This window comes from Halorubrum rarum (genome assembly GCF_048380895.1).
Classification (GTDB): domain Archaea; phylum Halobacteriota; class Halobacteria; order Halobacteriales; family Haloferacaceae; genus Halorubrum.
In genome coordinates this window covers 119,310-132,283 of the sequence record NZ_JBLWMN010000009.1, presented here as the reverse complement: position 1 = coordinate 132,283, position 12,974 = coordinate 119,310, and the positions used below count along the sequence as shown (strand labels likewise).

The 12,974-nt window shown below is 68.7% G+C and carries 11 protein-coding genes and 1 pseudogene; 4 read left to right on the top strand and 8 right to left on the bottom strand.

The window, feature by feature from the left end; genetic code table 11:
* Positions 1-105 precede the first annotated feature (105 nt).
* The 4 genes and pseudogenes from ACNSN7_RS09310 to gpmI all read right to left on the bottom strand — a co-directional run.
* A pseudogene (locus tag ACNSN7_RS09310) lies at positions 106-225 on the bottom strand (IS5/IS1182 family transposase); the annotation flags it as partial.
* Positions 226-387: 162 nt separating this feature from the next.
* Entirely contained in the window at positions 388-927 is a 540-nt protein-coding gene (gene dpsA, locus ACNSN7_RS09305) for a DNA starvation/stationary phase protection protein DpsA (RefSeq protein ID WP_418282001.1), read from the bottom strand.
* A 93-nt stretch (positions 928-1,020) separates the two neighbouring features.
* Entirely contained in the window at positions 1,021-1,194 is a 174-nt protein-coding gene (locus ACNSN7_RS09300; protein ID WP_418282005.1) for a pentapeptide repeat-containing protein, read from the bottom strand.
* A gap of 91 nt (positions 1,195-1,285) precedes the next feature.
* Positions 1,286-2,800, bottom strand: a complete 1,515-nt coding sequence (gene gpmI / locus ACNSN7_RS09295) for a 2,3-bisphosphoglycerate-independent phosphoglycerate mutase (protein ID WP_418282000.1) — start codon at positions 2,798-2,800, stop codon at positions 1,286-1,288.
* A 125-nt stretch (positions 2,801-2,925) separates the two neighbouring features.
* Here gpmI and ACNSN7_RS09290 point away from each other — a divergent pair, with 125 nt between their 5' ends.
* On the top strand, positions 2,926-3,591 hold the full coding sequence (locus ACNSN7_RS09290; RefSeq protein ID WP_418281999.1) for an ArsR/SmtB family transcription factor: 666 nt from the start codon (positions 2,926-2,928) through the stop codon (positions 3,589-3,591).
* A 116-nt stretch (positions 3,592-3,707) separates the two neighbouring features.
* On the top strand, positions 3,708-4,628 hold the full coding sequence (locus ACNSN7_RS09285) for a DMT family transporter (protein WP_418281998.1): 921 nt from the start codon (positions 3,708-3,710) through the stop codon (positions 4,626-4,628).
* Positions 4,629-4,790: 162 nt separating this feature from the next.
* Here the strand turns inward: ACNSN7_RS09285 and ACNSN7_RS09280 are convergent, their stop codons facing one another.
* Entirely contained in the window at positions 4,791-6,641 is a 1,851-nt protein-coding gene (locus tag ACNSN7_RS09280) for a flippase activity-associated protein Agl23 (protein WP_418281997.1), read from the bottom strand.
* Positions 6,642-6,839: 198 nt separating this feature from the next.
* Here ACNSN7_RS09280 and ACNSN7_RS09275 point away from each other — a divergent pair, with 198 nt between their 5' ends.
* Positions 6,840-7,460, top strand: coding sequence for a CDP-alcohol phosphatidyltransferase family protein (locus tag ACNSN7_RS09275; RefSeq protein ID WP_418281996.1), 621 nt, complete (start codon positions 6,840-6,842; stop codon positions 7,458-7,460).
* A gap of 39 nt (positions 7,461-7,499) precedes the next feature.
* Here ACNSN7_RS09275 and ACNSN7_RS09270 read toward each other — a convergent pair whose 3' ends face one another.
* Complete coding sequence (locus ACNSN7_RS09270; RefSeq protein WP_418281995.1) at positions 7,500-8,414, bottom strand: PhzF family phenazine biosynthesis protein; 915 nt, start codon at positions 8,412-8,414, stop codon at positions 7,500-7,502.
* Positions 8,415-8,520: 106 nt separating this feature from the next.
* On the opposite strand from ACNSN7_RS09270, the gene ACNSN7_RS09265 reads away from it, so the two are divergent.
* On the top strand, positions 8,521-9,870 hold the full coding sequence (locus ACNSN7_RS09265; protein ID WP_418281994.1) for an alkaline phosphatase family protein: 1,350 nt from the start codon (positions 8,521-8,523) through the stop codon (positions 9,868-9,870).
* Here ACNSN7_RS09265 and ACNSN7_RS09260 read toward each other — a convergent pair.
* On the bottom strand, positions 9,862-11,013 hold the full coding sequence (locus tag ACNSN7_RS09260; protein WP_418281993.1) for a DUF7544 domain-containing protein: 1,152 nt from the start codon (positions 11,011-11,013) through the stop codon (positions 9,862-9,864). The two genes, ACNSN7_RS09265 and ACNSN7_RS09260, sit on opposite strands and share 9 nt — an antisense overlap.
* Positions 11,014-11,083: 70 nt before the next feature.
* Positions 11,084-12,943, bottom strand: a complete 1,860-nt coding sequence (locus tag ACNSN7_RS09255; RefSeq protein ID WP_418281992.1) for a S9 family peptidase — start codon at positions 12,941-12,943, stop codon at positions 11,084-11,086.
* Positions 12,944-12,974 lie beyond the last annotated feature (31 nt).

Genomic DNA, 12,974 nt, shown 5'->3' with positions numbered 1-12,974 from the left:
AGGCTTGGATTGGAGCAGCGCGGAATATCCAGCCGTGCCATCGGACGGTGGACTCTAAAGGGGAGTGTCGGATTCATCCCCGCGCTAAAGCGCGAGGCTTTCTCCTTGATTCTCCGTAAATCGCTTCCGTGAATATCGGGTTGAGAACCGCGTAACAGCACGTCGAGCCAGCACCATTGCACGCTCAACAAACCGGAGAAGACGTGATTTCGGGAGGGCATCCATCTTACCTCCCGGTAATCACTCGCCATGTTTCTCAGCAAGGGTTTCAAAGCCGAATCCTTGTATTGACCGCAATCGGAGCAACACGTACCAGCTACTGAGGGTTTCAACGGAGTCGATCAAACGGAACGCGAGAGCGGAGAGCCGGTCGGTCAGCGGCGTCGACTACTCGAACTGGACGAGCGTGTCGTCCTCGAGGTAGTGCTCGATGTGGTGGCCGTGTTCCTCGACGGTTTCGAGGATCTCGCGGAGCTGCTCCTCGGTGGTGTAGTCGCCGAGGCTGTTCGCGAGCTGGATGTGCTCGCGGAGCGACTCGATCACGTCGCCGAACATCTCCAGGTCGTTCTCCAGGGACGTCCGGATGTCGTACGCGTCCGTGTCCTCCGGAGTTACGGGGGCATGCTCCTCGAAGTTCGCACCGCCCGAGAGCGGGACGCCGCCGAGCGCCTGCGCGCGCTCCGCGATGACGTCTGCACCCGCCTCCAGGTCGGCCGCGACCTCGCCGAGGTACTCGTGGATGCCGAGGAACTCCGCACCCTCGACGAGCCAGTGGTGCTTTTTGATCTGGTGATACAGCACGTACGTCGCCGCGAGGTCCGTGTTGAGCGCGTCGACGAGCTGCTCTGCCTTCTCTTCGGGAATGCGGATCGCCTCGCTCTCGTGGACGTCGCCGTACTGCTGACGGGCGTGTTTCTGGGTACTCATTACGACGCAATGTTCGATCGCAGCTCACTTAAATATTGTTACGTACAAACTATAGTTCCTATATTATGAATTTATTTTTCCGCATTGTGTCAATCACACGCGGTCTCGCATCGATCGGTGAGCGTCTCTTAGTCGAGCGTCTCTTAGTCGAGCGTCTCTTAGTCGAGCGTCTCTTAGTCGAGCGTCTCTTAGTCGAGCGTCTCTTAGTCGAGCGTCTCTTAGTCGAGCGTCTCTTAGTCGAACGCCTCTCAGTCGAACGCCTCTCAGTCGAGCGTCACGATCACGTGTTCGACGTTCCGGTCCGTCCGCAGGCCGTCGACGGCCATCTACGGGATCGCTACGGTCGGAGCGTCGCGAGTCACAGGAGGAGACTCTTGCCGGTCATCTCCGCGGGCTGGTCGAGCTCCATGAGCTCCAGCAGCGTCGGCGCGACGTCACACAGCGAGCCGTCGTCGCGGACCGACCGTCCGCCGTCGTCGCCGGCGGGCGTCAGGTACACGAACGGGACCGGGTTGTACGTGTGAGCGGTGTGCGGATCGTCCGGCGTCCCCATGTCGTCGGCGTTGCCGTGGTCGGCGGTGACGACGGCGTGACCGCCCGCGGTCGCGACCGCATCGAGCAGGCGACCGAGCTGTTCGTCGACCGCCTCGACCGCGGCGACGGCGGCGTCGAAGTCGCCGGTGTGTCCGACCATGTCCGGGTTCGCGTAGTTGAGGACCATCAGGTCCGGGTCGTCGCTCCCGATCGTGTCGATCGCGGTGTCGGTGAGCTCCGGTGCCGACATCTCGGGTTGCAGGTCGTACGTGGGCACGTCCGGGCTCTTCACGATCTCGCGGCGCTCGCCGGGGAACCGCACCTCGCGACCGCCGTTGAGGAAGTAGGTGACGTGCGGGTACTTCTCCGACTCCGCGATCCGGAGCTGCGTGAGCCCCGCGTTCGAGGCGACCTCGCCGAGCGTGTTGACCGGAATCTCCGGCGGGAACGCCACGTCGAACTCGTACGTCTCGTCGTACTCGGTCATCGTCACGAGACGGACGTCGGGCGCGTCGAGATCGACCGCCCACTCCGGCTGCGTCCCGGTGAGCATGCGGACGAGCTGTCGCGCGCGGTCCGCCCGGAAGTTGAAGAAGACGACGGCGTCGCCGTCCTCGAGCGCGTGCCCACCCTCGACGAGCGTCGGCTCGATGAACTCGTCCGTCTCGCCGCGGGCGTGCGCCTCCGCGGCCGCGGCCGCAGCCGTCGCGGCCTCGTGGGGCGCGTCGCGCTCGACGATGGCGTCGTACGCTCGCCTCGTCCGATCCCAGTTCTCGTCGCGGTCCATCGCCAGATATCGGCCGATGACCGTCGCGACGTGGCCGGTTCCGCGCTCGTCAGCGTGGGCGGTCACGTCCGCGAGAAAGCCGTCGGCGATCGTCGGGGCAGTGTCCCGACCGTCCGTGAACGCGTGGGTCGTCGCCGGCACGCCTGCCTCGGCGGCCGCGTCGATCAGCGCTTCGAGGTGTGCGACGTCGGAGTGGACGCCACCGTCGGAGACGAGCCCCATGAAGTGGACGCGACCGCCGGTGTCGTCGGCGTGCTCGAACGCCGAGGCGATGGCGGCGTTGTCGGTGAACGACCCCGCGGCGAGCGTGTCTGTGATCCGGGTGTACGCCTGCTTGACGACCCGGCCAGCGCCGATGTGTAAGTGACCGACTTCCGAGTTCCCCATCTGCCCCGCCGGGAGCCCGACGCGCCTGCCGTGGACGACGAGCCGTCCGTACGCGCCGCGGTCGGCCGCGTCGTCGAAGGTCGGGGTGTCGGCGGCTTTCACCGCGTCGAGTCGGTCGTGGTCGCCGAGCCCCCAGCCGTCGAGAACGATGAGCGCCGTACGCATACCTCATCCACCCGTCCCCGGCGTAACTACTCTTCGCTTCGGGCGTAGACGCCGCTCGGTGCGCCCCGCCGTCGCCCGATCACGGGAAGTCAGCCTTTTACGTACTCGAGGCTAACTATACGTTAATGGACTCCGCGGTACTGCTGGATCTCTTGGGCAACGAGAACCGGCGGCGCATCCTCCGACTGCTGGCATATAAACCCTGCTACGTGACGGAGATCTCGGAGTACCTCGGCGTGAGCCCGAAGGCGGTGATCGACCACCTACGGAAGCTGGAGGAGGCCGGCCTCATCGAGTCGACGACCGACGATCAGCGCCGGAAGTACTTCCACATCACGCGGAGCCTCCGGCTGGAGGTGAGCGTCTCGCCGTACGGGTTCGGCGCGAAGAGCGCCTACCCCGCCAAGAGCAGTCTCGACATGTCGGGCCGGTGTCCCCACCTCTCGATCGACGCCCCGTCCCGTTCTGAGCCGGACCCGTCCGGCGACGTCGCCGACCTGGCGGTCGAGTACGGCCGACTCCAGGAGCTCGACCGCGAGCTCTCCTTGGCCCAGCGGTGGGTCCACGGGCGCGTCGAGGACACGCTCGCAGCGATCGACGAGCGACTCGGGACGGAGGCGGACAGCCGCTTTTTCGCCGCGATCCTCGCGGCGCTCGTCGAGACGGACGGGACCCCGAGCGCGGTCGCCGAGGAGGTCGGCGCACCCGAGGACGCCGTCGCCGACGCGTTACAACAGCTCTCCGACGTCGGCGTCGCTCGCCGCGAGGACGACCGCTACACGATCCGGTAGGCCTCCGCCGCCGCCGTCGCCCGACGTGACCGATGCGGTCGCGACCACTGTCCGACGCCCGACGTGACATCGACCGGTTTCGGAAGCTTTTGGCTCGCTCCCGAGCGAGTGTCCCCGTGCTCCGTTACCGGAACCTGGCGCTGTTTCTCGTTCTCGCCGCCGTCTGGGGATCCGCGTTCATGGCGATCAACGCCGGCTTGGCGTACTTCCCGCCGGTGTTGTTCGCGGCGCTCCGCTACGACGTCGCCGCCGTGATCATGATGGCGTACGCGTGGTACGTCGTCGACGACCCCGTTCCCCGCGGCCGGGGCGAGTGGACGCTCGTCGCGATCGGCGCGACCCTCCTCATCGCCGCGTATCACGTGTTCCTCTTCGTCGGCGAGAGCGATCCGGCGGTGACGAGCGCGATCGCCGCCGTTATCGTGAGTCTCTCGCCCGTGTTGACCACGGTGTTCGCGCGGGCGCTCCTCCCCTCGGAGCGACTCACCGCGATCGGCGTCGTCGGGCTGGTCGTCGGACTCGTCGGCGCGGTCGTGCTGGCCGCGCCGGACCCGGCGAACCTCACTGGCGACGGCACCGTCGCGAAGTTCCTCGTGTTCCTCGCAGCCACGGCGTTCGGGCTCGGTGCCGTGCTCACGCGCGCCGTCGACGCCGAGTTACCCATCGAGACGATGGAGGCGTGGTCGATGGCCCTCGGCGCGGTGATCATGCACGTCGTCGCGCTCGGGCTGGGCGAATCGATGGGCGAGATCGTTTGGACGACGGAGGCGCTGCTCGCGCTGGCGTACCTGTCGATCGCGGCGAGCGCGGTCGGGTTTCTCATCTACTTCGATCTGCTCGAGCGACTCGGCCCGATCGAGATCAACCTCGTCTCCTACGTCGCACCGGTGTTCGCCGCGCTCTCCGGCTGGGTGTTCTTAAACGAGGGACTGACGCTCTCGACGGTCGTCGGCTTCCTGCTCATCTGCGTCGGCTTCGCGCTGGTCAAGCGGGCGGCGATCCGCGACGAGCTCCGACGGCGCGGCGTGTCGGCGTGAGTCGAGGGATCGAACGGCCCCGGACCGCCGAGTCCGGGAGCCGTTCGCCCGATCCGGGAGCCGTTCGCCCGATCCGGGAGCCGTTCGCCCGGTCCAGGAGGCGTTCGCCCGGTCCAGGAGGCGTTCGCCCGGTCCGGAACCCTCCGCTCGGTCGGTGGTCGACTACTGTCGCTCCCGTTCCGCGGCCCCCAGGGCGTCCTCCTCGACGTAGACGACGACCGGGAACGACCACAGTCTGAGGCCGTGCTCGCGGGCGACGTAGTCGTCGAGGTACGGGTCGACCTCCGACCGGTTGGCGGCCGGAACGACGACGACGGTCGGCGGGTCCGCGAGCGCCTCGGCGCGGTCCGCGTCGCTCGGGACGCTGTCGACGGTCGCGCCCGATCGCTCGAAGTACCAGGGGAGCGGGAGCCGGTCGTACCACCCGCCGGGCGCGCCTTTGTCGTCCGCGAGCGACTCGTTGGCGACGTAGAACGCCTCGTCGCGGTCACCGATGTTCGCGCCGACGTACAGCACGTCGACGTCGCGGTCCGTCGCGGCGATCGCCGCCTCGGCGTCGTCGAGCGAGTCGCGGAGGTCGTTGTGCGGCTGTGACCACTGAACCAGCTCCGTGTGTTCGGGGTTCGCGGAGTTCCAGTACGTCGCCGTCGGCGCGACCATCCCCGCGCTCGCCACCAGCAGTACGACCGCCGCCAGCAGCGCGGTTCGCCGGTCCGGTATCGTCACGGCGGCGAGCCGCTCACGAGGCCGGACGCCGTCCGGAACCTCGACGGCGGCGACTCCCTCGCGAGCGACGTACACGAGGCCGACCGCCGCGGGAACCGTCAGCGGGATCACGATGTGGACCGCCGACCACGGCGCGTTGATGTCGGTGGCGGCCGGGTACCCGAGGAGGCTCGCCAGCGCCCAGTAGCTCGCGAACGCGACGAACGCGCGGGACCGGCCCGCGGGGACCCCCCCGATGCCGTCGCCCCCGTGACCGCTCGGGTTGCCGGCGGTTCCGTTCCCGTAGCCGTCGACGACGAATCCGACGACGGCGAACACACAGACGACGGCCGCACCGTACGCCAGCGTCTCCAGTTCGTGCCCGAGATATTCGAGATACGGGTTGTCCTGCATGTCGCCGGCGATCCACAGATCGACCAGTTCGCGGGCGGACCCGACCGTCGCCTCGTGAACGACGGTCGGCCACAGCGACGGCGTCTCGACCGCCGCGTGCAGGAGGGGCCGCGGTGCATAAAAGAACACGACGACCGCGAGGAACGTCGCCGACACGCCGAGCGCGTGTGCGGGGAGCGCGACGACGGGCGACCGGCTGCCGGCGGCCTCGCGGGCGACGCCACGAACGGTCGAGCGCCACGATCGGAGGACGCTCCCGACGGACTCGCCGGATCGGACCCGGCGGACGAGTCGGTGGTCCGCGATCAGCGCGGCGGCACCGGCGAAACAGAGGAGATAGAGGACCGTGTTCGCCTTCGTCGAGAGCGACAGCGCGAGGAACGCGGCTCCCGGATACAGGTATCGCACGCGCCGGGTGTCGAGTGCGCGGACCGCGAACCCGAGCGCGATCAGGGCGAACCCGCCGACGAGCACGTCGTTGCGCATGAACCGCGAGTAGTAGACGAGCAGGGGGTTCGCGGCGAGCAGCGCGGCGAGCGCGATCACCTCCGCGCGGTCGAGGTGCTCGCGGAACAGCCACGCCGACAGCGGGAGGAGGCCGCCGACCAGCGCGACGACGAACCGGGCGCTCCCGTCGGTCGGCGGCACGAGGTCGAACACGGTCGCGTTGACGATCCGGAGAAACGGACCGTGGATGATCGGCGCGTAGGCGAACTCCCCGCTGTCGACGTATCGGAGCGTCCAATAGCCGACCCGACCCTCGTCCCAGTGGAACGTTCGGCCGCCCAGATCGAAGAGGCGCACGGCGAGTCCGACGAGCGACACCGCCGCCACGGCGAGACACGTTCGCCCGTCGGCCGACCGGAGGCGTTCCGGGAGCCGGGACTGCGACATGCGGAGTCGATACACACGCGGCGATACAACTCTTTTCGTTCGTCGCGCGGGTCGCCGTATCACCCGTCCGACGGTCGCGACTGGATCGACGGGGGTCGCGATCGGTCGCCACGGACGTCGTGATCACGTCGACTTATATGTCGAGCGGGGAAACGGTCGCACACGAATGGCCTCGACCGGCGAACGGAGGGTGCTCGAATGACGCTGGACAGGCTGCGTCCGCTCGCGAGCAGGGCGATCGCACCGTTCGTCGCCGCCGCCGACCGGCTCGGGATCTCCGCGAACGCGATCACGGTCACGTCGGTGTTCACGGGTGCGGCCGCCGGCTCCGCGCTCGTCGTCGCCGGCTCCGATCAGTCGTGGTACCTCCTCGCGTCCGCGCTCGTCCTGTTTACGGGCTTTCTCGACGTGCTGGACGGTGCGGTCGCGCGGGCGACGGACACCGCCACCGCCGCCGGCGACTTCCTCGACCACGTCCTCGACCGGTACGGCGACGTACTGATCCTCGGCGGGCTCGCGATCGGAGCCGACCAGTACGTGCTCGGCATGGTCGCGCTCACGGGCGTGCTCCTCACCGCGTACCTCGGGACGCAAGGCGACGCGCTGGGGCTCGGTCGGATATACGGCGGGCTGTTGGGTCGCGCCGACATCCTCGTGCTCGTCGGCGTCGTCTGTGGGGTCGCCGCCGTCTCGAACCCGGCGCTCCTCTACGGGCTCGATCTCGTCGACTGGGCGGTCGTCGTTCTCGCCGTGTTCACACACGTCACCGCGCTGCAGCGGTTCGTGTGGTCCTGGCGGGCGCTCCGAGCCGAGTCGTGAGCCGGCCGGTCCGGACGCCGACGGGGGGTCGACTCGCGGTCACGCCTCGATGATCTCGTCGTCCGCTCCGTCGGGCACCCGCATCTCGCCCGTCACCGAGACGACGGCCTCCCCGCCGACTCGGACCTCGTCGCCGTCGATCCGGACCCGCACCAGTCCCGGCCGGTCGACGAAGTGGCCCTGTTCGAGCCTGAGCTCCTCGGGGAACTCGCCGTCGAACGCAGCGACGTCGGCGAGGTAGGCGGCACACGCGCCGCTCGCGGTCCCGGTGGCGGGGTCCTCCGGAACGCCGACCGCCGGCACGAACGCGCGACCGTGGAGCGTCGACCCCGCGTCGAGCGCGTCGAAGGTGAACGCGTACACGCCGGCGACGTCGAACTCCTCGGAGAGCGCCTCGACCGCGTCCATGTCGGGGTCCGCCTCGCCGAGCCGTTCGAGGAAGTTGACGGGGACGATCAGGAACGCGAGCCCGGTCGACGCGACCGCGACGGGGAGATCAGCGCCCACGTCCCGGAGCGCCGCGTCGTCGATCCCGAGCGCCCCGCCGAGTCGGTCGTAGTCGATCTCGACCGGACGGACCGTCGGCGAGTCCTGACGCATCCAGACGGTTCCCCCGTCGGCGACGGTGACCGTCAGGTCGCCGACGTTCGTCCGCAACACGTCGTCGCCGGCGTCGACGACGCCGTCCGCGAAGAGGGCGGCGTAGCTCGCGATCGTGGCGTGACCACAGAGGTCGACCTCGGTCGTCGGGGTGAAATAGCGGACGCGGCGGTCGGCGTCGATCCCCTCGGGGACCTCGGTCAGAAACGCCGTCTCCGACGCGCCGAGCTCTGCCGCGACGCGCTCCATCCGCTCGTCGCTCAGTCCCTCGGCGTCCGGCACCACGCCGGCGACGTTGCCGGCGAGCGGCTCTTCCGTGAACGCGTCGACGAGGTAGGTTCGTCGCGTCTCCATGCCGACACCTCGCGAGCCGCACGCAAAAGACTACCCGACTCAGTCTAAGCCGATTTCGGGGAGGTGGATGTCAACCCTTTTGGGCTCTACCATGGAAAGGGAGTGTATGGGCCTATTCGACCGGTTGCGAGGAGGAGACACTCCACGGGTCGTCTTCATCGGGGTCGACGGCGTCCCGTACGACCTCGTCGACGACAACCCGGAGACGTTCCCCTCGCTCACGGCGATCGCGGACGAGGGGTCCAGCGGGGCGATCGACAGCATCACCCCCCCGGAGTCCAGCGCCTGCTGGCCCGTCCTCACCAGCGGCCTGAATCCGGGAGAAACGGGCGTATACGGGTTTCAGGACCGCGAGATCGGGTCGTACGACACGTACGTTCCGATGGGTCGAGACGTGCAGTCGACCCGGATCTGGGACCGGGCGACGAAGGCGGGTCTCGACGCGACGGTGATGAACGTCCCCGTCACCTTCCCGCCACAGCGGAACGTCCAGCGGATGGTGTCCGGCTACCTCTCGCCGGACGTCGACAAGGCGTCGCATCCGGAGGAGCTTCGGTCGTACCTCGACGACGCCGGGTACGTCCTCGACGTCAACGCGAAACTCGGGCACAAGTCCGACAAGTCGGCGTTCCTCGAGCACGCACACCGGACGCTCGACCGCCGTGCGGCGGCGTTTCAGCGGTACGTCGAGCGGGACGACTGGGACCTGTTCGTCGGCGTGTTCTCGACGCCGGACCGGGTCAACCACTTCCTCTGGCGCGACCACGTCGAACGGGGACCCTACCACGAGGAGTTCCACGAGTTCTACGAGGCGCTCGACGAGTACATCGGCGAGATCCACCGCGCGCTCCCGGACGACGTCACCCTCGTCGTCGGCTCCGCACACGGGTTCACGACCCTCGAACACGACGTCTACTGTAACGAGTGGCTCGAGCGCGAGGGGTGGCTCTCGTACGACGACCCCGACGATCACGGGGCGCTTTCGGACATCGACGACGACACGCGAGCGTACTCGCTGGTTCCCGGTCGGTTCTACGTCAACCTCGCGGGGCGCGAACCGCGCGGAAGCGTCCCGAAAAGCGAGTACGACGCGGTTCGTGCGGAGTTGAAGGCGGAACTGAAGGCGATGACGGGACCAAACGGGGACCCGGTCATCGATCGAGTCGTGGAGCGCGAGACCGTATTCCGCGGGGACCACGACGAGATTGCACCCGACATCGTCGCCCTCCCGAACGACGGATTCGACCTCAAAGCGGGATTCAAATCGCATGACGGCGTCTTCGATCCCGACGGCCCACGGACGGGAATGCACACCTTCGAGAACGCCGGCCTGTTCGTCGACCACCCCGACGTCACCATCGAGGACGCCGACCTCCTCGACGTGGCTCCGACGCTCCTCACCCTCCTCGACGTCGACTACGGCCGTACGGACGTCGACGGCGCGAGCTTAGTCTGAATCGGACGGTTCCGTGTCGGATGGTTCCGTGTCGGATGGTTCCGTGTCGGATGGTCCCGTGTCGGATGGTCCCGTGTCGGATGGTCCCGTGTCGGATGGTCCCGTGTCGGACGGTCCCGTGTCGGACGGTCCCGTGTCGGACGGTCCCGTGTCGGTCGTTCGACCGGGACGATCGGCGACGAGATCGAACGACTCGTCGATGTCGCCGAGGACGAGCAGCGCGTAGTATCGGAGATACGTCACGACCGGTACCTGTGCGAGCGCCCAGACGGCGATCATCGTCGTACCGAACACGAGCGCGAGGCCGACGAGGACGACGATGCCGATCGTCGACGACAGCGAGACGGCGACGTGCGTGACCCCGGCCACGATGAGGAGGGGGACGAAGACGGCGAGCGCGACGAACCCGACCGCGATCGACGCGACGAGTCCGACCGCGATCGTCAACAGGAACCCGATCACGGCGTACGCCAGGTACTGTTTCCACGCGGTCCTGATCGACGCCCAGAGCCGTCGCCACCCCGCGAGGACGCCCGAGTCGTCTCGGATCATGAGGGGGACGACGAACACCGTCGTGAACCCCGACACCACTCCGTACACGAGTGCGACGACGAACAGGATCGGGACGGCCAGCAGGAACGCCACGAACGGGACGGTGAGCGCACGGCCGGTGAACAGCGGAACGAAGAGCAACGCGAGCCAGCCGACGAACGTCGCGAGCGCCGGTATCCCGATCGCGATCCGAAAGCCGAACAGACGGAGTCCCTGTCGCCAGCGCGCGCGCCAGTAGCGTCGGATCGACACCTCGCCGGTCCGGAGCGACTCGATCAGGACGAACTCCATGATCGCGCCGACGAGCGCGAACAGGACGCCTGCGATGACGCCCGCGACGACGAGCGCGACGACGATCAGCACGACGTCGGTCGGGAGGACGTCGGTCGGGACGGCGAACGGGAGCTCGCTCTCGGTGGCCCCGTCCGCGGGCCCGGACGCGTTGAACTGCACCGACGGAAAACTGAGCCCGCTCCCGACGAAGAACACGACGAGCGCGAGCTTCAGCCACCGTCGAACGTCGAACGGGAGCAGGAACTCGCGGGTGACGACGAACGCTTCCTCGATGTTTCGGACGGCGTGGAGGGCCATGGTCCCAGTATCCGGAACCAGCGTGTTAGCCCTTCTGGTGGGTCACCCGGTCGGTCCCGACGGGCGGACGCTATCCGGACGGCGGCTCGTACGGCCGGCTGGTGCCGTCGTCGGGGTCGTGGCGGAGGTACTTCGCGAACAGGTCCGCGACGCGGGTGTACGCGTCGACGACGGTGTCGCGCCGCCGGAACCCGTGCGGCTCGTCGTCGTAGCGCCGGAACTCGTGGCGCACGTCGTGTCGCTCCAGTTCCTCGACGAGGCGTTCGGACTGGCTGATCGGCACCCGAACGTCGTCCTCGCCGTGAAGCACCGCCAGCGGGTCGTCGATGTCGGGGACGGTCCGGATCGGACTCGCCTCTCGGTAGCCGTCGAGGTCGTCGACGAGGTTGCCGAGCTCGCGTTTCATCAGCTGCCACCCGACGTCGTCGGTGTCGTCGACGAACCGCTCGTAGTCGTACACGCCGTAGAAGGCGGCACCACACCGGAACCGGTCGGAGCGTCCGAGCGCGTTGACGGTCATCAGCCCGCCGCCGGATCCGCCGAAGACGCCGACTCGGTCGCCGTCGACCGCCTCGTACCGCGCCGCCGTGGCGTCCGCGGACGCGATCACGTCGTCGAGGTCGCCGCCGCCCCAGTCGCCGTCGTTCGCCATCCGGAACGCGCGGCCGAATCCGTCGGAGCCGCGGTAGTTCGGACGGACGACCGCGTAGCCGAGCGCCGCGACGTACGCGGCCCGGTGGTCGAAGCCGAACCCGTCGTACGTCGTCGGCCCGCCGTGCGGCTTGACGACCAGGGGGACGGAGTCCGGTGCAGCGTCCGAAGCGGGCGGGTGAACCATCGCGTGGATCGTCCGTCCACCGGCGTCGTACGTGAACGCTTCGGGCTCCGGAAGCCGATCGGCCATCCCCGCGGTCGTCGACGGCGTGAGTCGCTCGCCGCGCTCGACGTCGACGACGGCAGGCGGTTCCGTCGGCGTGTCCCGAACCGCGAGGAGACGGCCGCCGTCGGCGTCCCACCGCGGGCCGGTGTGGACGGCGTCGTCGGTCGCGACCTCGCGGACGGTCGTGTTCGCGTCGACCGCGGCACCGTCGACAGCCACCTCGTGGACGTGTGCTCGGCCGCCGTGCGTGACCGTCACCGCGAGGCGGTCGCCGTCGGCGTCCCAGCGCGGGTCGGCGACCTCGGCGTCGTCGACCGCGTGGATCCTGACGGGATCGGCGTCGGCGTCGTCGAGGTCGAGTGCGTACACCGCGTCGAAGCCCGTTCCGTCGTGGACGAACGCGATCTCCGCGGCGCTTCCGGACCGCGGGCGGGGGCACGCCGCGCGGACGCCCGACTCGGCGAAGAGCGTCTCGACGTCGCCGTCGGCGTCGACGCGAACGATGCTCGCCCGATGATCGAAGAAGTGGCGGTGGGTCGAGCGCGCGGCGACGAGCGCGTCGTCGTCCCAGCGCGGGTCCGCGTAGAGCCACTCGTCGTCGGCGCGCACGTCGATGCCGGTGCCGTCCGGGTCGACGACCGCGAGGCTCGCCCGCGAGAAGTGATCGGTGACGACCGCGATCCCCGACTCGCCCCACGCGAGCCCGGAGATCCCGTCGTCCCAGTCGGTCAGGACCTCGACGCGACCGCTGTCGGCGTCGACGGTCGCGAGGTCGCCGTCTCCGGTGACGACCGCGATCCGCTCGCCGTCGGGCCCCCAGTCGACCCACTGTGCGTCCGTTCGACCGGACCGCATCGCGAGGACGCCCTCGCTGGTGAGCCGGCGGTCGTCGCCGTCGGCGAGCAGCCACAGGTCCGTCCGGTCCTCGCGGCTCTTCACGTAGGCGATCGACCCGTCCGGTCCCGGCGCGGCTCGGACCACGCCGTCGACGGTTGCGAGATCCGCCAACAGCCCGTCGAGGCTCGTGTCACGTGCGTCGCGTCGATACATGCTCGTAGCGTTTCGACCGGAGGCTCTTGGG